Raw genomic sequence first — 24,931 nt, 5'->3', positions numbered from 1 at the left:
ATCGGGCGGCGCCCTCTCGCAGGGACCGTCCGAGCCCGCGTCAGCGCGGGACCCGCCCGTCCGCGGGCGCGTGTGAGCACACCTTACGTCGCTCGGGGCCCCGGAGTGCTCGCCCGCAGGACCACGGAGGTCGCCACGGGGTCGGCGGGAGCGTCGTCGTCGCCCAGCGCGACGGCCAGCGAGCGCTCGCCGAGCTCGCGCAGCGGGACGGCCACGGTGGTCAGCGCGGGATGCACGTCGCGCACCGTGGGGATGTCGTCGAATCCGGCGACCCCGACGTCGACTCCGGGCTCCAGGCCCGCTTCGCGCAGGGCGGACGAGACCCCCATCGCCATCACGTCGCTGACCGCGAAGACGAGGTCGATCTCGTCGCGGTGCGCGGCGAGGAGCGCCCGCGCGCCGTCGAAGCCGCCGTCGCGCGAGAACGGCGCCTCGACGACGAGCTCGTCGGCGAGCGGGAGGCCGTGGGCCTCGAGGCCCTCGCGGAAACCCTGGACGCGGTCGTGGGAGGTGAGGATCGCGGGACTGCCCGCGACCACTCCGAAGCGCCGGTAGCCCTGCTCGACGAGGGCCTCGGCCAGGGCTCGGGCGCCCGCGCGGTTGTCGAGCACGACGGTGGGGAAGGGCAGTCCGCCCTGGCTGATCAGCACGACGCGACCGCCCGCGTCCTCGAAGGAGCGCAGCTCGGCGACCAGGGCCTCGCGCTCGTCCTCGCCGGCGAAGCGGCTGCCGGCCAGGATCATGACCCGGGGCCTCGCGCCCCGCAGTGCGCGCACGACGGCGAGCTCGCGGGCCGGGTCGCGGCCGGTGACGGCCATCGTGACGACGAGCCCGAGCGCCTCCGCCGCGCCGGCGACCCCCGAGGCGATGGTCGAGAAGTACGGGTCGGCGATGTCGCTGACGATGAGGGCGACCGTGCTGGTCGAGCCCTTCGCGACGGCCTGGGCCGAGAGGTTGGGGGAGTAGCCGAGCCGCTGCGCCGCCGCGAGGACGCGGACGCGGTACTCCTCGGCGACCTTGCGCTGGCTGCCGTTGAGCGACCGGGAGGCGGTGGCGAGCGAGACGCCGGCCTCGCGCGCGACGTCGTGGAGGGTCACTCCGGAGCTGCGTCCTGATCGTGCCGGCACGGGCGCGTCCCTTCGGTCCCGGTCATTCTGGCACAGGGGGTGCGTGCGGGCCGCGGCCACCCGCCGAGGGGACCCCGAACCGTCCGGACCGCCGGCTGCGGCGGGCTCCCTCGACGGTCCGGGGTTCCTTCAGCGCTCGGCGGGTAGCGTGGATCCATGCGCCTGCTCCTCATCCGCCACGGCCAGACGCCCTCGAACGTCGCCGGGCTCCTCGACACCCGCATCCCCGGGCCCGGGCTCACCGAGCTCGGGCGCACGCAGGCGGAGCTGCTCCCCGAGACGCTCGCGAGCGAGGGGATCGGCGCGATCTACGTCTCGACGATGCGCCGCACGCACGAGACGGCGGCACCGCTCGCGGCCGCTCTCGGGCTCGAGCCGATCGAGCGCGACGGGATCCGCGAGATCGCGGCGGCCGGTCTCGAGATGCGCGGCGACGAGGCGGCGGTGACCGAGTACATGGACACCGTGTTCCGCTGGGCGGGCGGCGAGACGGGGCTGCAGCTGGCGGGCGGCGAGACGGGGGAGGAGTTCGCGGCGCGGTACGACTCCGTGGTCGCCGAGGCCGAGGCGTCGGGTCTTCGAACGGTCGCGCTGGTCAGTCACGGCGCCGCGATCCGCGGCTGGGCCGGACTGCGCGCGAAGGACCTCGACGCCCGGTTCATCGCCGATCACCTGCTCGACAACACGGGCGTCGTGGTGCTCGAGGGAGGCGGCTCGGACTGGGTGCTCGAGTCGTGGCAGGGCGAGCCCGTGAGCGGCGTCGGGGCGGCTGCTCCGTCCGGTCCGGCGGGGGACACGGCGGCCTGATCCGGAGTAGCGGTCGGTTTTCCACCGGCCCCGGGTAACGATCTTGCAACGGCGAGAAACGCCCTCTGATCGGGGCTTTCCGAGACTCGGCACCGATGGTGGCAGCTGTAGCAGCCCCTCCCTCAATCGTCGGACATTTGCCCGATCGGGGGTCCGCGGCTACCGTGGACGGCGGTCCTCGAGACCCCGATGAACCGGTCCGCGCCCGTGCCCCGTCCCCCGTGACGGCGAGCCGCGAGCGTACGGTCAGCGGGAGCGGAGGCGGCCCCGAGGCCGCCTCGGACTCGCCCCGATCACCTCCGTCCCCCGGCCGCTCCTCGCGGCGGGCAGCACGCGGAGGCTCGCGTCGGGCGGTCCCACGCGCCCCGACCCGGCACCACGAGATGAGAGTGCGCGGGATCCGTCCTGCGCTCCGACGGAGCGTACGTGCAGCAGAACCAGAACGACATCAGCGAGCCCGCGGGCGGAGGGGTCCTGGAGGACCTCGCCGTTCCCGCCCTCGAAGCGAGAGGCCTCTTCAAGGTCTTCGGCAGGCGTCCCGGGGAGGTGGTCGAGCGGCTGCGGGCGGGTGCCGATCGCGGCGACCTCGCCTCCTCGGGGACCGCGGCCGTGATCGACGCCTCGTTCTCGGTGCGCCGCGGCGAGATCTTCGTCGTGATGGGCCTCTCGGGCTCGGGCAAGTCCACGCTCATCCGCATGCTGAACGGGCTCCAGGAGCCGTCGGCGGGCGAGGTGCTGATCGACGGGACGAGCATCACCGGCGTGTCCGACGCCGAGCTGCGGCGCGTCCGCCGCGCCTCCGTCTCGATGGTGTTCCAGCACTTCGCGCTGCTCCCGCACCGCACGGTGCTCGAGAACGTCGCCTACCCGCTCGAGATCCAGGGTGTCCCGGCGGTCGAGCGACGCGAGCGCGCGCTGCGGGCCGTCGAGCGCGCCGGCCTCGCGGGCTGGGAGGAGAAGACACCCGGCGAGCTCTCCGGAGGCATGCGCCAGCGCGTCGGACTCGCCCGCGCCCTGGCCGCCGACACCGGCATCGTCCTGATGGACGAGGCGTTCTCGGCGCTCGACCCGCTCATCCGCCGCGAGATGCAGGAGCAGCTGATCGAGCTGCAGCACGAGCTCGGGAAGACGATCGTCTTCATCACGCACGACCTCAACGAGGCGATGCTCCTCGGCGACCGCATCGCGGTCATGCGCGACGGCCGCATCGTGCAGATCGGCACCCCGGAGGAGATCCTCACCGACCCGGCGACCGACTACGTCGCGCAGTTCGTGCAGGACGTCGACCGTGCCCGCGTGCTGACCGCGGCCGCCGTGATGGAGCCGCCCCGCTCCGTCGTCACCCTCGCCGCCGGACCGCGTGCGGCGCTGCGCGGCATGCGGGACCTGCAGACCTCGGCGGCCTTCGTCGTCGGAGCCGGCCGCCGCCTCCTGGGCACGGTGCGCGACCGGGACGTGATGGAGCAGGTGCGCCGCAGCGACGTCGACCTCGCGGCCGTCGTCACCTCGGACGTGGTAGCCGTCTCGCCGGACACCCCGCTGAGCGGGATCATCGAGCCCGCGGTCGAGTCGGAGCTGCCCGTCGCGGTGGTCGACGGGAGCGGACGCCTGCTCGGCGCGATCCCGCGGGTCACGCTCCTCGCCGCGCTGGGCGACGTCGACTCGCGCACCGGCGAGCAGCCGGTGATCGAGCCGCCCGCGACGATCCCGACCGAGCTCGTCACGGCGACGCTGCGGGCGACAGGCGGACCCGTCGACGACTCCGTCCTCGCGAGCGAGGGAGGCGTCCGATGATCCGCCTGCCTCTGGGCGACGCCGTCGAGAGCGGCGTCGACGCCCTGACGAGCACCTTCCAGCCCGTCTTCGACCTGATCAGGACCGTCTTCGGCGCGCTCTACGACGGCGTGGACGTCGTGCTCGCCACTCCGCCGTTCTGGGTGATCATCGCGTTCCTCGCGGTGCTCGCCTACGCCGCGCGCGGCCGGGGCCTCGCGATCGGCACCGCGGTCGGGCTGCTGGTCATCGTGAGCGTGGACCAGTGGGAGAACGCGATGGACTCGCTCGCGCTGGTGCTCGTCGCCTCCGTGATCGCCATCGCCCTGAGCGTGCCGCTGGGCGTGCTCGCCGCGCGCAACCGGACGGCGTCGACGATCATCCGCCCGGTCCTCGATCTGATGCAGACGATGCCGGCGTTCGTGTACCTGATTCCGGCGCTGATCTTCTTCCGCGTCGGAGTCGTGCCGGGCATCGTCGCGACCATCGTCTTCGCGATGGCGCCGGGAGTGCGCCTGACCGAGCTGGGCATCCGGGGCGTCGACCCCGAGCTCGTCGAGGCGGGCGAGGCGTTCGGCTCGTCCAAGTGGCGGATCCTGCGCCAGATCCAGCTGCCCCTGGCACTGCCCTCGATCCTCGCCGGGCTCAACCAGGTGATCATGCTCGCGCTCTCGATGGTCGTCATCGCGGGCATCGTCGGCGCGGGCGGCCTGGGCGGCGACGTCGTCGCCAGCCTCAACCGGATCGACGTGGCGCTGGGGTTCGAGGCGGGCATCTCGGTGGTGATCCTGGCGATCGTCCTCGACCGCATGACGGGATCGCTCGGCACGCCCTCGCCCGCGCGAGCCGCTCGGGCCGCAAACCGCCGCGCCGTGCTGCTCACCCGCTCCGCCGTCGCCGCGGTGTCGGTCGGGGTCGTCGCGTCCCTCGGGGCCTCGGCCGTGGCGGGCCCGGCGAGCACTGCCTCCGTCGACAACGGCGACCGCACCGACGTGAGCCTGGCCGTCTTCCAGGGCTGGGACGAGGGCATCGCCGTGTCGGCGCTCTGGGGTGCGGTGCTCGAGGAGCAGGGCTACGACGTCGAGCTCTCGGACATCGACGTGGCCCCGGGGTTCGCGGGGCTCGCCGCCGGGAGCTTCGACCTGGCGCTGGACACCTGGCTGCCGACGACCCACGGCAGCTACCTCGAGCGCTACGGCGACGACCTCGTCGACCTGGGCGCCTGGAACGACGAGGCGAAGCTCACCATCGCGGTCAACGAGGACGCTCCGATCGACACGCTCGAGGAGCTCGCCGCGAATCCGGACGTCGTCGGGAACCGGCTCGTCGGCATCGAGCCCGGGTCGGGACTGAACACCGTCACCACCGAGGAGGTCATCCCGGGGTACGGCCTCGAGGGGATGGAGTACCTGACGTCGTCGACACCGGCGATGCTGCAGGAGCTCGAGACCGCGACGGCGAACGGCGAGGACATCGCCGTGACGCTCTGGCGCCCGCACTGGGCGTACGACGCGTTCCCGGTGAAGGACCTCGAGGACCCGAAGGGGCTGCTCGGCGAGGCGGAGGACATCCACTCGTTCGGCTCGAGCTCGTTCGAGGCCGACTTCCCGACGCTGAGCAGCTGGATGCGCGACTTCCGGATGGACTCCGAGACGCTCTACTCGCTCGAGAACGCGCTGTTCAACTCCGCGTCGGACGACCGCGACGCGGCGCTCGCAGCCTGGATGGACGAGAACCGCGAGTACGTCGACTCGATGACGAGCTGACGCGGGGATGTCGAGACGGCCGTTGAGCGGCCTGCTCGAGCCCATGCTGGTCGAGTAGCGCGGAGCGCGTATCGAGACCCGCCTCTTCCGGAGCGGGGGATCTCGAGACGCCGTCTGCGACGGCTACTCGATCAGCAGGCAGCCTGCTGGTCGAGTAGCGCGCAGCGCGTATCGAGACCCCGCCCCACCAGGAGCGTCAGGCGCGGGCCGCCGCGTACTGCGCGCGGATGGCCGGGCGGTGGTCGGCCGCGGGCTCGGCCACCGAGGTGACCGCCCACGTCGGGCGCGAGCCCGTCAGCGCCCACGCGGCCTGCACCGCGGCGCCGTCGGCCACGTACTCGCCCGGCGTCGGCACCACGACGGGAACGTCGAACACCTGCGAGGCGGCCAGCTGCACGGCGCGGTTCTGCGCCGCTCCGCCGATGAGCAGGATGCGGTGCGCGACCACTCCGAGTCCGCGCACCGCGTCGAGGCCGTCGGCGAGTCCGCAGAGCATGCCCTCGATCGCCGCGCGGGCGAGGTTCGGCCGCGTGGTCGAGGCGATGGTCATGCCGTGCAGGCTCGCGGTCGCCTCGGGCAGGTTCGGGGTGCGCTCGCCCTCGAAGTACGGCACGAGCACGAGTCCGTCGGCACCCGGCTCGGCCTGCAGCGCGAGCTCGGCGAACTCGTCGAAGCCGGCGCCGAGCAGGGCGGCGGTCGAGGACAGCACGCGAGCGGCGTTGAGCGTCGCGACGAGCGGGAGGAAGCGTCCGCTCGCGTCGGCGAAGCCGGCGACGGTGCCGGAGGGGTCGCGCACCGGGTCCTCGGTCACCGCGAAGACGGTGCCGCTCGTGCCGATGCTGACGACCACGTCTCCCGGTCCCGCGCCGAGCCCGAGAGCGGCGCCCGCGTTGTCACCGGCGCCGGGGCCGACCACGAGGCCCTCCGCGGTCCGACCCGCCTCCTCCGACGGCCCGAGCACCCGGGGGAGCCGCGGACGGTGGCCGAGCGCGTGCTCGAGCAGCTCGAGGTCGTAGCCGTCGGCGCCCCAGTAGGAGGTGCCGGAGGCGTCGGAGCGGTCGGTGGTCAGGGCGTCGAGGTCGACGCCGCGGGGCGATCCGGGGCCGTAGCCGAGCAGGCGCCAGGTCAGCCAGTCGTGGGGGAGGGCCACCGCCGCGACGCGCGCCGCGTTCTCGGGCTCGGCGTCGCGGAGCCAGCGGAGCTTCGTGGCGGTGAAGGAGGCGACGGGGACGGTGCCCGTGCGGCGCGCCCACTCCTCGGCGCCGAGCTCGGCGACCAGCGCCTCGGCGGCACCGGCGCTGCGGGTGTCGTTCCAGAGCAGTGCGGGACGGATCACCTCGCCGTCGGCGTCGAGCACGACCATGCCGTGCTGCTGACCGCCGATCGAGATCGCGGCGACGTCGGCGAGTCCCCCGGCGTCCGCGATCGCCGCGGTCAGGGCGTCCCACCAGGCCGAGGGGTGCACCTCGGTGCCGTCGGGGTGGCTCGCGCGACCGGTGCGGACGACCGCTCCGCTCTCGAGGTCGCGCACGACCACCTTGCAGCTCTGGGTCGACGAGTCGACTCCTGCGACCAGCGTCATCGCCGTGTCCGTTCCTCCCGCAGCAGCGGGACGTGTCTTCGTGGGGGTACGAGGGAACGGACGAGACCCCGTGCCGGAGGGCAGGGGGTCTCGTCCGTCAGGGGAGTGCCGGGCGGGTCAGCGGGCGCCGAGCAGGTGCTCGGTCGCGAGCTGCTGCAGGCGCACGAAGCCGAAGCCCTTGCCGCCGAGGTAGGCGTCGGCGTCGAACGACTCGTACGACGCGGTGTCGGCGAGCAGGTCGTCGTACGACTCGCCCTCGTTCAGCGTCGGGGTCTGCAGCTCGGCGACCTTGGCGGCGGCGAGAGCCTCCTGCACCTCGGGGTCGGCGCGGAAGGCCGCGGCGCGCTCCTTCAGCAGCAGGTAGGTGCGCATGTTCGCAGCGGCCGAGTCCCAGACTCCGGTCTCGTCCTCGGTGCGCGAGGGCTTGTAGTCGAAGTGGCGCGGGCCGTCGTAGGAGGGGACTCCGCCGGGGCCGCCGTTCTCGAGGAGGTCGACGAGCGAGAACGCGTTGTGCAGGTCGCCGTGACCGAAGACGAGGTCCTGGTCGTACTTGATGCCGCGCTGGCCGTTGAGGTCGATGTGGAAGAGCTTGCCGTGGTACAGCGCCTGGGCGATGCCGGCGGTGAAGTTCAGGCCCGCCATCTGCTCGTGGCCGACCTCGGGGTTGACGCCGACGAGCTCGGGGCGCTCGAGCGAGTCGATGAACGCGATCGCGTGTCCGAGGGTCGGCAGGAGGATGTCGCCGCGGGGCTCGTTGGGCTTGGGCTCGATGGCGAAGCGGATGTCGTAGCCCTTGTCGGTGACGTAGTCGCCGAGCAGGTTGACGGCCTCGCGGTAGCGCTCGAGAGCGGCGCGGATGTCCTTGGCCGAGTCGTACTCGGCACCCTCGCGGCCGCCCCACATGACGAAGGTCTGGGCGCCCAGCTCGGCGGCGAGGTCGATGTTGCGGAGGACCTTGCGCAGCGCGAAGCGGCGGACGTCGCGGTCGTTGGAGGTGAATCCGCCGTCCTTGAAGACCGGGGCGCTGAAGAGGTTGGTGGTGACCATCGGCACGACGAGGCCGGTCGACTCGAGCGCGCCCTTGAGGCGGTCGATCTGGGTCTGGCGCTCGGCGTCGGTCGAGCCGAACGCGAAGAGGTCGTCGTCGTGGAAGGTGAGGCCGTAGGCGCCCAGCTCGTCCAGCTTCTCGACGGCGTGCACCACATCGAGGGGCTCGCGGGTCGGGCCGCCGAAGGGGTCCGTGCCGTTGTAGCCGATGGTCCAGAGGCCGAACGAGAACTTGTCGGCGCGGGTGGGGGTCAGGGACATGGATTCGATCCTTTCCGGCGACGTCGCCGAATTGTTGTTGTGGCCAACATATCGGGGGCGGCGGCTGCGCGCAATGCGGATCGAGAGCCTGTGCGCCGACGCCCGCCGGATATGTCGCGGGTCGCGACAAACCTGTTGCGGAAGCGCTTCGACTCTGCGTACAGTGCTCAGCAGCACGCCCCGTCGAAGCGTTTCGAGCGCGACCGGGGTCCGACGACGAGGTCCGGCAGGAGGAACGATGGCGACCATCCACGACGTCGCCCGCGCTGCCGGGGTCTCGATCAGCACGGTGTCCTACGCCCTGTCGGGCAAGCGCTCCATCGCCGCGACGACCCGGCAGCGGGTCGACGAGGCCGTGCGCGAGCTCGGCTACCGGCCGCACGCCGGAGCCCGGATGCTGGCCGGGGCCCGCACGCACATCCTGGCCCTCTCGGCGCCGATGCGCGGCGAGCTGCACCTGCCCACCCACATGCGCTTCGTGACCGAAGTGCTCGAGCGGGCCCGCGAGTCGGACTACGACGTGCTGCTGCTCGTGACCGACGAGGCGTCCAGCGGCATCGGCCGCGTCTCCTCCTCCTCCCTCGTCGACGGCATCGTGCTCATGGGCGTCGACGACGACGACGACCGCGCCGCGCTCATCCGCGACGCGGGGGTGCCCGCGACCTTCATCGGCGTGCCCTCCGACGCGCACGAGCTGGCCTGCGTCGACCTCGACTTCGCGGAGGCGGCGCGGCGCAGCGTCCGCACGCTCGCCGAGCAGGGCCACCGTTCGCTCGGGCTCATCGAGCACCCGCAGTCGTACACCGACCGCAACGCCGGCTTCGTGCGCCGCTTCGACGACGCGTTCCAGGCGGAGTGCGAGGCGCTCGGCCTCGAGGTCGTCGTCGAGCGGCCCCACCTCGGCCGGGCCAGCGCCGCGTCCGCCGTCGACGCGATCCTCGGATCCGTCCTCGCCCCGACCGCGCTCGTCCTGCACTGCAACGAGCCGGTCGCCGAGGCCGCCGTCGAGCGCGTGCTCGAGCGCGGCCTCTCCGTCCCCGGGGACCTCTCGGTCCTCGCCGCCTGCGCGAGCTACGACGGGGCGGCGCTGCCGGTCCCGGTCAGCTCGTTCCCCCTGCCGTTCGACGCGATGTGCCGTGCGGCCGTCGGTCGCACCCTCCAGCAGATCGAGTCCGGACGCACCGTCGGAGTCGATCTCCTCCCGCCCCACTACGTCGATCGCGGCTCCGTGGCGCTCGCGGCGATCCGCGCCCGTGCGCCGATCGCCTCCTGACGCCCCTCCCACCTCCACCTCTTCTCCGACTCCTCGTCCGTCGATCGTCGAAACGCTTCGATGGACGGCTGCTCGGAGAGCGCTCCACCACCACCCACGCAGTCACAGCCCAGCGGCACCGTCCGAAGGAGAACACCCGCTATGTCGCCTCGTCCCCGCACCGCCTTCCACCGCCCCACCGCCGCCGCGGTCGGCTCGCTCAGCCGACGCGGCCTGATCGCCGGAGGCGTCGGCATCGGCGCGATCTTCGCGCTCGCCGCCTGCTCCGGAGGAGGATCCGACGCCGGATCCGACGCCCTCGCCACCGAGGTCGACGGCGCCGGCCGCACCCTCACCATGTGGGACTTCGAGACCCCCGACAGCGACCGCGGCATCGCCTGGCTCGCCGCCCGCGACATCTTCACGAAGGAGACCGGAGCCGAGATCGCCTACGAGTTCAAGGCGTTCGAGCAGCTGCGCACCGGCGCCAGCCAGATCTTCAACTCCAACTCGGCCCCCGACGTCGTCGAGTACAACAAGGGCAACGCGACCAGTGGTCTGCTCTCGAGCCAGGGCCTGCTCACGAACCTCGACGAGGCCGTGGAGTTCTACGGCTGGGACAAGCTCGTCCCGGGCGCCCTCCAGACGACCGCCAAGTACGACGAGGACGGCATCATGGGCTCCGGCTCCTGGTACGGCATCCCGAACTACGGCGAGTTCACCTTCGTCTACTACAACGAGGACGTCTTCGCGGCGAACGGCCTCGAGGTGCCGACGACCTACGACGAGTTCATCGCGGTGCTCGACGCCTTCGTGGCCAAGGGCATCACCCCCCTCGCCGAGGCCGGGGCCGAGTACCCGCTGCAGCAGCTCTTCTACCAGCTCGCGCTGCTGAAGGCCGACCGCCAGTGGATCACCGACTACCAGACCTACACGGGCGAGGTCGACTTCTCGGACGCCGCGTGGACCTACGCCGCCGGCCAGCTCCAGGAGTACGTCGACAAGGGCTACATCTCGCCGGACGCCTCCGGGCTCAAGGCCGAGGACGCGGGCACCGCCTTCATCTCGGGCGAGTACCCGATCTTCTTCTCGGGCTCGTGGTGGTTCGGCCGCTTCAAGACCGAGATCACCGGCTTCGAGTGGAACACCTTCCTCTTCCCGGGCGCCGAGTTCACGATGGGCTCCGCCGGCAACCACTGGGTCATCCCCGAGACGGCGAAGAACAAGGACCTCGCCTACAAGTGGATCGACATCACCATGCGTCCCGAGATCCAGAACCTGATCGGCAACAACGGAGGCATCCCGCTGGTCGTCGACGAGTCGGCGATCACGGACGAGAAGAGCAAGGAGCTGCTGTCGCAGTGGAAGACGGTCGTCGACGGCGACCAGCTCTCCTTCTACCCCGACTGGCCCACCGCGACCTTCTACGACGACCTCGTGGCGGCGACGCAGGAGCTGCTGAACAAGTCGACGTCGACGGACGAGATGCTCTCGCAGCTCCAGGAGAAGTACGACGACGGCGTCGACGACATCAAGTGACGCGCAGCGTCACTTGATGTCGTCCAAGGCGGCAGCCGCACGCCGAAGGCGTGCATCACTGCGGAAGCCTCGCTGACGCGACGGCGACCCCTCAATGGGGTCGCATGAAGCTCCGCTGAGGTCACCCCGCTGCTCCTTCCCTCCCGGTCGGGCGGGTCTCGATACGCCCCTCCGGGGCTACTCGACCAGCGAGCAGCGGCTGGCAGCACGTCCTCCCGCCCTCTGCTGATCGAGTAGCCCGCGCGGCGGGCGTATCGAGATCCCGTCCTCCGGGAGCCGCCGGTCTTGATACGCCCCTCCGGGGCTACTCGACCAGCAAGGGGTCCTTCTGCTGATCGAGTAGCCCGCGCAGCGGGCGTATCGAGATCCCCCACCGCCAGGAGCGGCGGGTCTCGACACGCCCGTCCCCGCCCCCACTTCTTCCTCCGAGCACCGCACACCCCTCTAGGAGTACCCATGACGACGACCGCACCGCGTCGGGCGGAGAGCGCGCCACCGCCTCCGGCCGCGAAGCCCCCGCGCGAGAAGCGCTCGAGCGGCTACTGGCGATACCTGATCCCGGGCTTCGTGCTCTTCGCGTTCATCGTGCTGATCCCGCTCGTCTGGAACGTCTACATCAGCTTCACCTCGTGGCGCGGCATCAAGCCGCCGATCTTCATCGGCCTCGAGAACTGGGTCGAACTGATGGGCGACGACCAGTTCTGGACGTCGTTCCTCAACTCCGTCTACATGATCATCGCCATGGTGATCGTGCCCACGATCCTCGGCCTCCTGCTCGCCGCGATCCTGTTCGATCTGGTCGGCAAGAAGTTCGGCGGCAAGCTGGCGAGCTTCCTCCGCGCCACCTACTACCTCCCGCAGATCCTCCCCACGGTGATCGCGGCGATCGTCATCGGCTGGATCCTCCGCCCCGACAACGGCGCGCTCAACTCGATCCTCGAGGCGGTGGGCCTCGGCTCGCTCTCGCACGACTGGCTCGGCAAGCCCGACACCGCGATGCTCTCGATCATGGTCGTGATGATCTGGGTCCAGCTGGGCTACCCGGTCGTCATCTTCATGGCGGCGCTGCAGCGCGTGGATCCGGAGCTCTACGAGGCCGCGGAGCTCGACGGAGCGAACTGGTTCCAGCGCTTCCGCTGGATCACCGTGTCGATCATCCGCCCCGAGATCTTCGTGGTCACCCTCACCTGCACGATCGCCGCGCTGAAGGTCTTCGGACCGATCTACGCGCTGACCCGCGGCGGTCCGGGCGACTCGACGATCGTGCCGAGCTACTACTCCTACACCGAGTTCTTCCAGAAGCAGCAGGTGGGCTACGGCGCCACCATCGCGACCGCGCTCACGATCGTCATCGTGATCCTGGCCGTGCTGTTCATCCGCGCCCAGGAGCGCGTCGAGCGCAGCGAAGGAGCCCGCTGATGTCGGCCATCGAGACCCTGCCCCTCACCCAGGCGGGCACCGCGGACAGCGACCTGACCACGTCGCGCCGCGCGCCCAAGCCCGCCAAGGGCACCACCAAGCGCACGATCGGCGACTGGGCGATCCTCGTGGTCGCGGTCGTCATCGGCCTCGTGATCATCAGCCCGGTGCTGCTGATCCTGCTCAACTCGTTCAAGACCCCGGCCGAGTACTCCGCCGGTGGCCCGCTCGCGTTCCCGACCGGTCTCTCCTTCGACGGCCTGTCGACCTTCTGGGAGCGGGTGAACTTCCCGGAGAAGCTCGGCAACTCGATCCTGATCTCGGGATCGGTCGCGATCCTGGCGGTCGCGCTCTCGGTCCTGAACGCCTACGCGATCGGCATCGGCCGCGTGAAGGGCCGCAGCTGGATCATCGTGCTGTTCCTGCTGGCGAACATGCTGCCGCAGGAGGCCCTGCTCTACCCGCTGTACTACATGTTCAAGGCGGTCGGGATCTACGACAGCCAGCTGTCCGTGATCATCATCTTCACGGTCATCCAGTCGGCCTTCGGCACGTACCTGCTCTCGAGCGTCTACGGCACGTTCCCGAAGGAGATCCTCGAGGCCGCCGCGCTGGACGGCGCGTCGAAGTGGCAGGTCCTCACCCGGGTGATCGTGCCGATCTCGCGGCCGACCCTCTCGGTGCTGATGATCTTCTTCTTCATCTGGACCTGGAACGAGTTCCTCATCCCGCTGGTGTTCCTCGTGAGCGACGCGACGCAGACCGTCCCGATCGCGATCTCGAGCCTCCAGGGCGACAAGATCATGGACGTCACGACGACCAGCGCGAGCGCCCTGCTGGGCCTGCTCCCGACGCTGATCTTCTTCCTGATCTTCCAGCGCACGCTGACCCGCGGCATCACCGCCGGCGCGGTCAAGTAGCACCTCCACCGCGAGCGGGGGCCCCACCGGCCCCTGCTCCGCGGTGCCCGCACTCCGCACGACCACCTCCACCGCCACCAGAGAGGCACACGCATGAAGTTCACCGACGGGTTCTGGCAGACGAGGGCCGGATTCACCGCCCTCTTCGCGCAGGAGGCGTACGACATCCGCGCCACCGGCTCCGCACTGGAGGTGATCGCGCCGACCAAGGTCATCCAGGGCCGGGGCGACGTGCTGAACCGGCCCGCGCTCACCGTCACGATCTCCTCGCCCGCCGAGGGCGTCGCGAAGGTGCGCATCGAGCACTGGCGCGGCACGGCGACCCGCCCCGGCTTCGACCTGACCGAGGGTTCGGTCGGCGAGGCGAGCGTCACGGAGGCGGGCGGCGTGCTCCGCACGGGCGACCTCGAGGTCCGCGTGGCGCAGGGCGCGCCCTGGTCGCTGGAGTTCTGGGACACCGCGACCGGCACCCGCCTCACGGGTTCCGGCCACAAGTCCCAGGGCTACCTGACCGGTCCCGACGGCGACCCGTACGTGCACGAGCAGCTCGACCTCGGCGTCGGCGAGCTCGTCTACGGTCTCGGCGAGCGCTTCGGCCCGTTCGTGAAGAACGGCCAGACCGTCGACGTGTGGAACGCCGACGGCGGCACCTCCTCGGAGCAGGCCTACAAGAACGTGCCCTTCTACCTCTCCAACCGCGGCTACGGCGTGCTCGTCAACGACCCCGGCCTCGTTTCGTTCGAGATCGGCTCGGAGTCGGTCGAGCGCGTGCAGTTCTCGGTCGGCGGCGAGGCGCTGGAGTACCTCGTGATCCAGGGCCCGACGAAGAAGGACGTGCTGCGCCGCTACACGGGGCTCGCCGGCCGCCCCTCCGTCGTGCCCGCGTGGAGCTACGGCCTCTGGCTGACGACGAGCTTCACCACGAGCTACGACGAGGACACCGTCAACTCCTTCATCGACGGCTTCGCCGAGCGCGAGCTGCCGCTGTCGGCGTTCCACTTCGACTGCTTCTGGATGCGCGAGTTCCAGTGGACCGACCTCGAATGGGACTCCCGCACCTTCCCCGACCCCGAGGGCATGCTCGCCCGCCTGCACGACCGGGGCCTCAAGACCTGCGTCTGGATCAACCCCTACATCGCCCAGGCCTCGCCGCTCTTCGCGGAGGGCCGCGAGAAGGGCTACCTGCTGAAGACCACGTCGGGCGACGTCTGGCAGTGGGACCTCTGGGTCGCCGGCATGGCGCTGGTCGACTTCACGAACCCGGAGGCGACGCGCTGGTTCCAGGAGAAGCTGCGCGTCCTCGTGCGCCAGGGCGTCGACTCCTTCAAGACCGACTTCGGCGAGCGGATCCCGGCCGAGGGCGTGGTCTGGGCCGACGGCACCGATACGGAGGCCATGCACAACTGGTACACCCAGCTCTACAACCTCGCAGTGCACCAGGTGCTCGTCGAGGAGCTGGGGGAGGGGCGCGCGACGCTCTTCGCCCGCAGCGCCACCGTCGGCGGGCAGGCCCTGCCGGTGCACTGGGGCGGCGACAACACCTCCTCCTACGTGTCGATGGCCGAGACCCTCCGCGGCGGGCTGTCGCTCGCGCTCGGCGGCTTCGGCTTCTGGGCCCACGACATCGGCGGCTTCGAGGGCACGCCCGACCCCGGTGTCTTCAAGCGCTGGCTGGCGTTCGGCCTGCTCTCCTCGCACTCCCGGCTGCACGGCTCGACCTCCGTGCGCGTGCCGTGGGAGTTCGGCGACGAGGCCGTCGACATCACCCGCCGCTTCACCGAGCTCAAGCTCTCGCTGATGCCGTACCTCTACGCGGCGGGGGCGGAGGCGGCCCGCGCGGGGATCCCGGTGATGCGCCCGATGACGCTCGAGTTCGAGGACGACCGGAACGCCTCGCACCTGGACACGCAGTACATGCTCGGCCACGACCTGCTGGTCGCGCCCGTGTTCACCGCCGACGGCTCGGTCGAGTTCTACCTGCCCCGCGGCCGCTGGACCAGCTGGTGGACCGGCGAGAGCATCGACTCGACGGGGGAGTGGCGCCGCGAGGTGCACGGCTTCGACACCCTGCCGCTCTACGTGCGCGAGGGCGCCGTGGTGCCCGTGGGCTCCCGCACGGACGTCGCCGAGTACGACTACCTCGATGGCCTCGAGCTCCGGGTGTTCCCGGGCGGTGACGGAGTGCGCGAGGCGCGGGTCGTCGCGCACGACTCCGGGGCCGAGACGGTCTTCACGGTCACCCGCTCGGGCGCCGACGTGAGCGTCGACGGGCCCGAGGGCAGCTGGACCTGGAGCCGCGTCGGCGCCTGAACCGTGCAGAACCTCCGCCGGGAGCGCCTCTCCGCCACCATCGTGCGCGAGAGGGGCTCTCGGCGGACGTTCCGTCGGGAGGAGGGCTCTCCGGCCCGCCGATAGGCTGATGCGAGACCAGAGGAGACCGCGGAATGCCCGATCATGCGACGCGCGGCAACACTCTCGACCGGGTCCGACGCCACAACCTGGCCGCGATCCTGCGTCTCGTGCACCGCGGCGGCCCCCGCTCGCGCTCGCAGCTGACGCGGGCCACCGGGCTCAACCGGTCCACGATCGCCGCGCTCGTGGGCGAGCTGGTGGAGCTCGGCATCGTCCGCGAGCGCGAGCCCGACACGCTCAACCAGGTCGGGCGGCCGAGCCCGATCGTCGAGGCCGACCCCCGGGTCGTCGCCTTCGCGGTCAATCCCGAGATCGATGCGGTGACGGTCGCCGTGGTCGGCTTCGACGCCGAGGTGCGCCGCCGCCTCCGCCGCACCGCGATCGTGCCGACCGCCGAGGCGGCGGCCGCGCTCGCCGCGGACGCGATCGCCGAGCTGCGCGCCGAGCTGCCCGAGGACGCGCGCACCGTCGGCATCGGAGTCGCGGTGCCCGGCCTCGTCCGCGACGCCGACGGTCTCGTCCGCACCGGCCCGCACCTGGGCTGGAGCGACGAGCCGTTCTCGCGGATGCTCGCCGACGCCACCGGACTGCCCGTCCTCTCGGCCAACGACGCCAACCTCGGCGCGCTGGCCGAGAGCGTGCTCGGCGCCGGCCGCGACGTCTCGCACCTGATCTACCTCAACGGCGGCGCGAGCGGCGTCGGCGCCGGCGTGATCGTCGGAGGCGCCCCGCTGCACGGCATCGACGGCTACGCGGGCGAGATCGGCCACACCCTCGTCAACAGCGCGGGCGTCGACTGCCACTGCGGGGCCGTCGGCTGCCTCGAGACCGAGGTCGGCCGCGCCGAGCTCCTGCGCGTGCTGGGCCTGGAGGAGAGCGAGCGGCTCGAGGAGGCGCTCGCCGCCTCCGACGACCCGGCCGTCCGCGCCGAGGTCGAGCGCCAGCTCGGCCATCTGGCCGTCGCGCTGCGCAACGTCGTCAACATCTTCAACCCGCAGCTGGTCGTGCTCGGCGGGTTCCTCGGCGCCCTCGTCGGAGTCGCGCCGGGGTTCCTCGAGGAGCGCCTGACGCGCGGCGGTCCGTTCCGGGTGGCGCTGGACTCCGTCCGCATCGCGCGCACCGAGCTCGGCGGCGACCTGCTGATGATCGGAGCGGCGGAGCTCGCGTTCGAGCACCTGCTCGCGAATCCGCTGGCCGCGCCGCTGCATCCGCTCGGCCCGTGACGGCCGGGGCTTGGGCAGCGCGGCGGTAAGCGCTTACCCTGCTGAAGGACCACCGGGACCGGGCGCCACCGTCGGCGCCCCGGCCCGCACCACCGCTGAGGCGGTCGAAGGAGAGAGCACATGCCCGTTCGCTACGGAGGCGACTACAACCCCGAGCAGTGGCCGAAGGAGGTGTGGCCCGAGGACGTGACCCTGATGAACCGCGCCGGAGTGAACCTCGCGACGGTGGGCGTCTTCTCGTGGGCGCACCTGGAGCCGCGCGACGGCGAGTTCGACTTCGCCTGGCTCGACGAGGTGCTCGACGGCCTGCACGCCGGCGGCGTGCGCGTCGACCTCGCCACCGCCACCGCGTCCCCGCCTCCGTGGCTGAGCCACCAGCACCCCGAGATGCTGCCCGTCACCGCCGACGGCGTGGTCCTCGGAGCGGGCTCGCGCCAGCAGTACGCGCCGTCCTCGCCGGTCTACCGCCGCTACGCCGCGCGCCTGGTGCGCAAGCTCGCCGAGCGCTACGCCGGCCACCCCGCCCTCGAGATGTGGCACATCGGCAACGAGTACGGCTGCCACGTCTCGCACGACTACTCCGAGTCGGCGGTCCTCGCGTTCCGCGAGTGGCTGAGCGAGAAGTACGGGAGCATCGACGCGCTCAACGAAGCCTGGGGCACCGCCTTCTGGTCGCAGCGCTACTCGAGCTTCGAGGAGGTGCGGCCGCCCGCGGCGATGCCGACGCTGCCCAACCCGACCCAGCGCCTGGACTTCGACCGCTTCTCCTCCCGGCAGCTGCTCGAGTGCTACCTGGCCGAGAAGGAGATCCTCCGCGAGTACTCGCCCGAGACTCCGATCACCACGAACTTCATGGGGCTGTTCAAGCCCGTCGACTACTGGGCCTGGGCCCCGCACGTCGACGTCGTGTCCGACGACCTCTACCCCGACCCCGCCGATCCGGAGGCGCCCTTCACCGCCGCGGTCGCGCGCGACCTGATGCGCTCGCTCGGCGAGGGCCGCCCGTGGCTGCTGATGGAGCAGGCCACCAGCGCCGTCAACTGGCGCCGCAGCAACGCGCCGAAGAAGCCCGGGCAGATGCGGGCCTGGAGCTACCAGGTGCTGGGCCGCGGAGCCGACGGCATCCTCTTCTTCCAGTGGCGTCAGTCGCGCGCCGGCGCCGAGAAGTTCCACTCGGGGCTCGTGCCGCACGGCGGCCCCGAGACCCGCGTGTTCCGCGAGGTCGAGGAGCTGGGCGCCGAGCTCGGCCGCCTAGACGAGATCCTCGGGACGGAGGTCGAGTCCCGCGTCGCGATCGTGTTCGACTGGGACAGCTGGTGGTCGATCGAGCAGGACGCGACTCCGGGGGCGATCGACTACGCCGCGCACGTCACCGCGTGGCACCGCGAGTTCACCCGCCGCCACGTCACGGTCGACTTCGTGCGCGCCTCCGGCCCGTTCGACGGCTACGACCTCGTCGTCGCTCCGGCGCTGTTCACCGCGCGAGCGGACGATCTGGCCGGGCTCGCCGCGTACGCGGAGGGCGGGGGCCACCTCGTCACCACCTTCCAGAGCGGGATCACCGACGAGGACGCGCACATCACCGAGGGCGGCTACCTGGGCGCGCTGCAGTCGACGCTGGGCGTGCGGGTCGAGGAGTTCGCGCCGCTCGCCTCCGCCGACGCGTTCTCGGACGATCTGCCCGACTCGACGGTCACCGGCTCGCTCGAGGGCGTCGTCACCCGCTGGCGCGAGTACCTGCACGCCGAGGGCGCCGAGGTGCTGGCGCGCTTCACCGACGACCTCGACGGCTGGCCCGCGATCACACGGCGCGAGACGACCGGAGGCGGATCCGCCTGGTACGTCGCGACGTGGCCCGCGCCGGAGCTGCTCGGGACGGTCGTCGAGCGCGTGCTCGCCGACGCGGGTGTCGAGGGGATCGTCGCCGAGCCGATCGAGGGAGTGGAGCTCGTGCGCCGCGGCGCGCTCGTCTTCGCGATCAATCACGGCCGCTCCGACGCCGTCGTGCCGATCGCCGGAGTCGACGTGCTGACCGGCGAGGACGCCGACTCCGTCACTCTGGCGCCCCAGGGGGTCGCGCTGCTGCGAGTGCGATGAGAGCGCTCACGGCCTCGAGCCCGGTCGATCACGTCCACGGATGAACTGATAGTCGAATCAATTCGACCGAGGGGGAGTGCAGGAGCGCCCGGGGCGGTTAGCGTGAGGAGCGGTGCAGGGATGCGAGCATCCCGCGCCGCTCCTCGCGGTCGTTCCGGCGCCGCTCCCGCACGACTCCGCCCCGCTCCCCGCGCCTCGCGCAGGAAGGCCTCCGTGACCACCGTCGCCCCGACGCCCACCGGCTCCGTCCCCGTCCACCGCCACCCCGGCGACGCCCTGACCATGCGCCAGCGCCTCGTCTACGTCATCGTCCTGGGAGCGCTCACCGCGCTCGGGCCGTTCACGATCGACCTCTACCTCCCCGCCTTCCCGGTGCTGCAGGACGAGCTGAACGTGTCGGAGGCGGCGGTGCAGCTGACGCTGACGGGCACGACGCTCGGCTTCGCGCTCGGCCAGCTCATCGTGGGACCGTGGAGCGACGCGGTCGGACGGCGGCTGCCGCTGATCCTGGCGACGGCCGTGCACGTGCTCACCTGCATCGGCGCCGCGTTCGCCCCCGACATCGTCTGGCTCGGCGTGTTCCGCGTGCTGATGGGCGCGGGAGCCGCGGCCGGCGGAGTCGTGGCGATGGCGATGGTCCGCGACCTCTTCGGCGGACGTCCGCTGGTCCTGATGCTCTCCCGCCTGGCGCTGGTCTCGGGCCTGGCGCCCGTGCTCGCCCCGGTGATCGGCTCGCAGCTGCTGCTCGTCATGGACTGGCGCGGCGTGTTCGTCTTCCTCGCCGCCTACGGCCTCGTCGTGATGATCGCCGTCGCCCTCCTCATCGTCGAGACCCGCCCGCGGACGGCCCGCGGCGACCGCGACCGCCGCTCGCTCCTGCAGCGCTACCGCTCGGTGCTCGGCGACCGCCAGTTCGTGGGAGTGGCGCTCATCGGCGGCATGACCTTCGCCGGCCTCTTCACCTACCTCTCCAGCTCGGCCTTCCTGTTCCAGGGCCTCTACGGCTTCGATCCGCAGCAGTACGGCCTCCTCTTCGCCGTCAACTCGCTCGGAGTGGTCGTGGGCGTCCAGGCGTCCTCTCGGCTCAGCCGCCGCGTCGGCCCGCAGTGGATCCTCGCGATCACCACGATCTCGCTCTTCACCGCCGCCGGGCTCATCGCACTCTTCGACGCGCTCGGCTTCGGCCTCTGGGGCACGCTGGTGCCGCTGTGGCTCTTCATCGCGTCGTGCGGCTTCAGCTTCCCGTGCGTGCAGGTGCTCGGACTCGTGAACCACGGCAAGGAGGCGGGAACCGCGGCGTCGCTGCTGGGCGCCGTGAACTTCGGCATGGCGGGGATCCTCTCGCCGATCTCCGGGATCTTCGGCGCCTCCTCCGCGATCCCGATGGCGCTGGTGATGATGGCGACCGCGGGGATCTCGATCCTGGCGCTCTGGCTGATCGTGCGGCCGCGCACCGTGGCGGCCCTGCAGGACTGACGCGATCGGCGCGCGTCGCCCGGTCTGCAGGTGTCCGCCCGGTCTGCAGGTGCCCGCCCGGTCTGCAGGTGTCCGCCCGGTCTGCAGGTGTCCGCACGGTCTGCAGGTGCCCGCACGATCTGCAGGTGCCCGCCCGGTCTGCAGGTGTCCGCGCGATCTGCAGGGGATCCGCGTGCCCTCGGCTCGTCCTCGCGGAGGGAAGCGTGTTCCCGCTCACGTCCCCTGCAGATCGCACCGTCCCCGGCACATCCCGCAGTCCCCTGCAGATCGCACCGCACCATCGGCCGCCCGCTCTTCCCGTGACGCCCCCGCGCGCAAGCCCCTGCACATGAACGTCCGGCAGGGGAGGATGTCGGGATGGTGAACCGCGAGAACCGATCGACGACCGAGCCCGCCTCCGCGAGCCCCGACGCGGTGCAGCGCGAGCGGATGGGGACGTCCGCCCCGTCCGCCGACCCCGCGGCCACGAAGGTCCTCACGCAGGAAGTCGCGCACCGCGTCTCGCGCCGCTGGCCGCTCATCTCGGCGTCCATCGCCCTGCTGATCACCGTCGTGCTCGCGATCATGATCGCGTACCGCCCGACCACCGCCTTCGGCTTCGACGTCGAGTGGATGGACGAGATCGTCGAGCACCGCTCGAGCGTCTGGGACATCCCGGCCCTCGTCATGAACACCGTCGGCGCGGGCATCACCGGCACGGTGCTCATCCCGCTGGCCATCGTGGCCGTCCTGCTCGTGTTCCGCAGGCGCTGGGCCGCCCTGTACTACACGGTCGCCGCTCTCGTCAGCGTCGGCCTGACGCAGCTCGTCAAGGAGCTCGTCGGCCGCGCGCGCCCCGAGGACATGCTGGTCACGAGCGATTACGGGTCGTTCCCCTCCGGCCACACGGCGAACGCGGCGACGACGGCGATGGTGCTCGCCCTGATCTTCCCGCTGGTCTGGGTCTGGATCGCGGGCTTCCTCTACTCCGTCGCCATGATGGCGAGCCGCACGTACCTCGGCGCGCACTGGCTGAGCGACACCATCGGCGGCCTGCTCCTGGGCGTCGGAGTGGCCCTGGTCGTCTGGGCGCCGCTCGCCGGGCGCCTGCGCAGCGAGAGCGAGCTGCCGCATCCGCCGATCTGGGTGAAGCGCTCGGACGTGCGCTAGTCAGGAGCCGAGCGCGGCGAGTCCGTGGAGCTCGTTGAACGTGTAGACGTGCAGGCCGTGGAGGCGGTCGCCCGCGGCCTCCTCGAGCCGGGAGACGAAGGCGGTGGGATCGAACCGCCGGCCGCGCAGCAGTCCGCCCGCCACCGAGGAGCTCCGCTTCAGGAACCCCAGCGAGGAGCCCACGCCGATCCTCGCGCCCAGGCTCAGCAGTTTCGCCCGCTCGACCGGACCGGGGACCCCGGCCCACAGCTGCGCCTCGATGCCCTCCGCCCGGAGCAGGTCGGCGTAGCGCACCACGGCGTCCACGTCGAAGCACATCTGCGTGACGATCGAGCGGAGGAAGGGCCCCCGCTCGCGCAGGTGCTTCAGGATGCTCTCGTCCGAGAGGTGCGGGTGCCCCTCCGGGTAGCCGGCGACGCCCACCGCGAGGTCGGGGCTGATCTCGACGGCGTCCCGGAGGAGCTCGAGGCTCGTGGAGTAGGTCCCGCTCGCCTTCTTCGCGTCGCCCGAGACGACGAACACCTCGTCGATGCCGCTGTCGCGCAGCCGGCCGAGCGCCCGCTCGAGGGCCGGGCGCCCCTCGACGTTCCGCGCGGCGAGGTGCGGCACGACCCGGAATCCGAGTGCGGCGAGCTCGACGGCCGCGTCCAGGGTCCGCTCGGTGCCGTGCTGGGGGAGGCTGGTGACGGTCAGGGTGATGGCAGTCGGCTCGGCGAACGCGCGGCGGGCCCGCTCGGCGATGTCGTCGGACGGGATGATCTCGAAGCGCGTCCTGGTCACCCCTCCACCCTCCCACGGCCCGGTGTCGGAGGGTCCCCCTAGCCTGGAGGCGCCCGCCGCCCGGCGGCACGGAGGGAGTCGCATGTACCTCGAGGCCGGCCGCGTGGTCACGAGCCCGACCGACCTGTCGAACTGGGCGGCCTGCGAGTGGGCGGTGCTCCGGCGCTTCGACGCGATGCTGGGCCGGGCCGCGCGGCTCGACCCGGTGGTCGACGCGATGCTCGACCGCACCGCGGTCCTGGGCGATGAGCACGAGCACCGCTTCCTAGCCGAGCTGAAGCGCACCCACGACGTCCTCGAGTTCGAGCGGCCCGAGCCGGCCGGGTACGCGGCCGCCGCCGACGCCGCCGTGGAGGCGATGCGCGCCGGGGTCGACGTCCTGTTCCAGGCCACGTTCTTCGACGGAGCGTTCATCGGCTTCTCCGACTTCCTCCTCCGCACCGCCGACGGCGCGTACGAGGTCTACGACACGAAGCTCGCCCGGCACGCCAAGATCCCGGCGCTGCTGCAGCTCGCGGCCTACGCCGAGCAGATGAGCGCCCGCGGCATCCGGGTCGGCGCGCAGGTCCACCTGGTGCTGGGCGACGGCACCGTCACCAGCCACGAGCTGGCGTCGATCGCGCCGGTCCAGCGCGTGCAGCGGGCGCGCCTGCGGGCGGTGCTGGACGAGCGCGTGGCGGCCGACGAGCCGCTCGCCTGGGGCGACCCGCGCTACGCGGCGTGCGGACGCTGCCCCGTCTGCGCTCCCGAGGTGCAGGCGCACCGCGATCCGATCCTCGTCGCCGGGATGCGGCTCGACCAGCGGGCGAAGCTGATGGCGGCCGGGGTCGCGACCCTCGACGCGCTCGCCGAGCACGACGGCCCGGTGCCGGGGATGGGCGCGGGCACTCTCGACGCCCTCCGCGCTCAGGCGCGCCTCCAGGTGCTCTCCGAGTCCTCGCCGCTGCCCGCCGTCGAGGTCGTCGACGCCTCCGTGCTCACCGCCCTGCCCGCTCCCGACCCGGGCGACCTCTTCTTCGACTTCGAGGGCGATCCGCTGCACACCGAGGACAACCGCGAGTGGGGCCTCGACTACCTGTTCGGCATGGTCGACGACCAGGAGGAGTTCACCGCCTTCTGGGCGCACGACCTCGCCGCCGAGCGCGTCGCGCTGCTCGACTTCCTCGCGTACCTGCGCGAGCGCCGTGCCCGGTACCCCCGGATGCACGTCTACCACTACGCCTCCTACGAGCGGACGCACCTGCTCTCGCTCGCCCTGCGCCACGGCGTCGGCGAGGAGGAGGTCGACCAGCTGCTGCGCGACGGCGTGCTCGTGGACCTCTATCCGGTGGTGCGGCGGGGGCTCCGGGTGGGCTCGCGCAGCTACTCCATCAAGAAGCTCGAGCCGCTCTACATGGGGTCCGAGCAGCGCGACGCCTCCGGAGTGACGAACGCGGCCGACAGCATCGAGGAGTACGTGCAGGCCCGCGCGGCGATGCTCGTCGATCCCGAGGAGGGGCAGCGGCGGCTCGATCTCGTCGCCGAGTACAACGCCTACGACTGCCGCTCGACCCTGCGCCTGCGCGACTGGCTGCTGTCGCTCGCGTCGCCCCGCGACGAGCCCCTGCCGCTCGTCGAGGTCGACCTCCCGGTGCCGCGCGAGCCCGATCCCACGGCCGTCGCCCTGCTCGAGCAGGTGGCGGGCGTCGAGCCGTGGGAGCGGACCGCCGACCAGACCGCCCTGGCCCTCGCGGGTGCGGCGATCGACTACCACCGCCGCGAGGCCAAGACCTTCTGGCAGGAGCACTTCGACCGCCTCCGCCAGCCGCTGGACGAGTGGGCCGACGTCCGCGACGTCGTGATGATCAACCGGGTCGAGGTCGTGCGCGACTGGTCGACGCTGCCGAAGGCGCGCACGCAGTCGCGCGAGCTGCGGATCCTCGGCCGACTCGCTCCGGGGAGCAGGCTCGGCACCGGGTCCTCGCCCTACCTCGTCTACGACGCTCCTGCGCCGCCCGGAGCGCCGTCGCCCGGCCCGGGGCTCCGCGGCGCGTCCGACCGGTCCGAGATCCTCGCGGTCGACGACGACGGCGAGCGGATCGTCCTCCTGCTCAAGGAGGGGCTGAAGGCGGGGGAGGACCCGCACGACGACGCGCCCGTCGCGCTCGCTCCCGCGCCGCCGCCTCGGGCTGCGGGGCCGCCCGAGGCGATCGCGGAGTGGGGCCGCGACGTGCTCGACGCGCTGCCCGAGCTCCTGCCCGACCCCGCGCAGCACGTCCAGCGCGGGGTCGGGCAGGAGCTCGGGCTCGACCGGGCCACCCT

17 protein-coding genes are annotated in these 24,931 nt (G+C 71.9%); 13 read left to right on the top strand and 4 right to left on the bottom strand.

Features of this window, described 5'->3' with window-relative positions; translation table 11 throughout:
• Positions 1 to 83: 83 nt before the first annotated feature.
• Complete coding sequence (locus NB037_RS08075) at positions 84 to 1,127, bottom strand: LacI family DNA-binding transcriptional regulator (protein ID WP_251944927.1); 1,044 nt, start codon at positions 1,125 to 1,127, stop codon at positions 84 to 86.
• Positions 1,128 to 1,283: 156 nt separating this feature from the next.
• Here NB037_RS08075 and NB037_RS08070 point away from each other — a divergent pair, with 156 nt between their 5' ends.
• From NB037_RS08070 to NB037_RS19860, 3 genes are all read left to right on the top strand, one after another.
• Positions 1,284 to 1,934, top strand: coding sequence for a histidine phosphatase family protein (locus NB037_RS08070; protein ID WP_251944926.1), 651 nt, complete (start codon positions 1,284 to 1,286; stop codon positions 1,932 to 1,934).
• Between the two features lie 447 nt (positions 1,935 to 2,381).
• On the top strand, positions 2,382 to 3,728 hold the full coding sequence (locus NB037_RS08065; protein WP_372490720.1) for a quaternary amine ABC transporter ATP-binding protein: 1,347 nt from the start codon (positions 2,382 to 2,384) through the stop codon (positions 3,726 to 3,728).
• The gene (locus NB037_RS19860; RefSeq protein ID WP_308202062.1) at positions 3,725 to 5,473 is read left to right on the top strand and encodes an ABC transporter permease/substrate binding protein; all 1,749 of its coding nucleotides are present in this window, start codon (positions 3,725 to 3,727) and stop codon (positions 5,471 to 5,473) included. Before NB037_RS08065 ends, NB037_RS19860 begins: the two co-directional genes overlap by 4 nt.
• 196 nt (positions 5,474 to 5,669) lie before the next feature.
• Here NB037_RS19860 and xylB read toward each other — a convergent pair whose 3' ends face one another.
• Entirely contained in the window at positions 5,670 to 7,055 is a 1,386-nt protein-coding gene (gene xylB / locus NB037_RS08050; RefSeq protein WP_251944924.1) for a xylulokinase, read from the bottom strand.
• Between the two features lie 117 nt (positions 7,056 to 7,172).
• Positions 7,173 to 8,363: a xylose isomerase gene (gene xylA, locus NB037_RS08045; protein ID WP_055791178.1), complete on the bottom strand. Its 1,191-nt coding sequence runs from the start codon at positions 8,361 to 8,363 to the stop codon at positions 7,173 to 7,175.
• A 238-nt stretch (positions 8,364 to 8,601) separates the two neighbouring features.
• Here xylA and NB037_RS08040 point away from each other — a divergent pair, with 238 nt between their 5' ends.
• From NB037_RS08040 to NB037_RS08000, 9 genes are all read left to right on the top strand, one after another.
• Positions 8,602 to 9,636 carry a LacI family DNA-binding transcriptional regulator gene (locus NB037_RS08040; protein WP_251944923.1) on the top strand — a complete coding sequence of 345 codons (1,035 nt, stop codon included), beginning with the start codon at positions 8,602 to 8,604 and terminating at the stop codon, positions 9,634 to 9,636.
• 141 nt (positions 9,637 to 9,777) lie between these two features.
• Positions 9,778 to 11,154, top strand: a complete 1,377-nt coding sequence (locus tag NB037_RS08035; protein WP_251944921.1) for an ABC transporter substrate-binding protein — start codon at positions 9,778 to 9,780, stop codon at positions 11,152 to 11,154.
• A 456-nt stretch (positions 11,155 to 11,610) separates the two neighbouring features.
• Positions 11,611 to 12,573, top strand: coding sequence for a carbohydrate ABC transporter permease (locus NB037_RS08030; protein ID WP_251944920.1), 963 nt, complete (start codon positions 11,611 to 11,613; stop codon positions 12,571 to 12,573).
• Positions 12,573 to 13,493, top strand: coding sequence for a carbohydrate ABC transporter permease (locus NB037_RS08025; RefSeq protein ID WP_251944917.1), 921 nt, complete (start codon positions 12,573 to 12,575; stop codon positions 13,491 to 13,493). The genes NB037_RS08030 and NB037_RS08025 overlap by 1 nt, the downstream gene beginning before the upstream one ends.
• Before the next feature lie 93 nt (positions 13,494 to 13,586).
• Positions 13,587 to 15,803, top strand: a complete 2,217-nt coding sequence (yicI, locus tag NB037_RS08020; RefSeq protein WP_251944914.1) for an alpha-xylosidase — start codon at positions 13,587 to 13,589, stop codon at positions 15,801 to 15,803.
• A gap of 134 nt (positions 15,804 to 15,937) precedes the next feature.
• Positions 15,938 to 17,128, top strand: a complete 1,191-nt coding sequence (locus NB037_RS08015; RefSeq protein ID WP_251944912.1) for an ROK family transcriptional regulator — start codon at positions 15,938 to 15,940, stop codon at positions 17,126 to 17,128.
• A gap of 120 nt (positions 17,129 to 17,248) precedes the next feature.
• The gene (locus NB037_RS08010; protein WP_251944911.1) at positions 17,249 to 19,225 is read left to right on the top strand and encodes a beta-galactosidase; all 1,977 of its coding nucleotides are present in this window, start codon (positions 17,249 to 17,251) and stop codon (positions 19,223 to 19,225) included.
• Between the two features lie 282 nt (positions 19,226 to 19,507).
• Entirely contained in the window at positions 19,508 to 20,701 is a 1,194-nt protein-coding gene (locus NB037_RS08005; protein ID WP_251944942.1) for a multidrug effflux MFS transporter, read from the top strand.
• A 357-nt stretch (positions 20,702 to 21,058) separates the two neighbouring features.
• Entirely contained in the window at positions 21,059 to 21,850 is a 792-nt protein-coding gene (locus tag NB037_RS08000; protein ID WP_251944908.1) for a phosphatase PAP2 family protein, read from the top strand.
• On the opposite strand, the gene NB037_RS07995 is transcribed toward NB037_RS08000, so the two are convergent.
• Positions 21,851 to 22,630, bottom strand: coding sequence for a methylenetetrahydrofolate reductase (locus NB037_RS07995; RefSeq protein WP_251944906.1), 780 nt, complete (start codon positions 22,628 to 22,630; stop codon positions 21,851 to 21,853).
• Between the two features lie 82 nt (positions 22,631 to 22,712).
• Between NB037_RS07995 and NB037_RS07990 the strand changes: the two genes are divergently transcribed.
• Positions 22,713 to 24,931: TM0106 family RecB-like putative nuclease (locus NB037_RS07990; RefSeq protein WP_251944903.1), on the top strand; the 2,219-nt coding region annotated here is incomplete at its 3' end.

This window comes from Rathayibacter rubneri (assembly GCF_023743255.1).
GTDB classification, from domain to species: domain Bacteria; phylum Actinomycetota; class Actinomycetes; order Actinomycetales; family Microbacteriaceae; genus Rathayibacter; species Rathayibacter rubneri.
The sequence above is the reverse complement of the archived record's forward strand: the minus strand, read 5'-3'. Positions and strand labels throughout refer to the sequence as shown.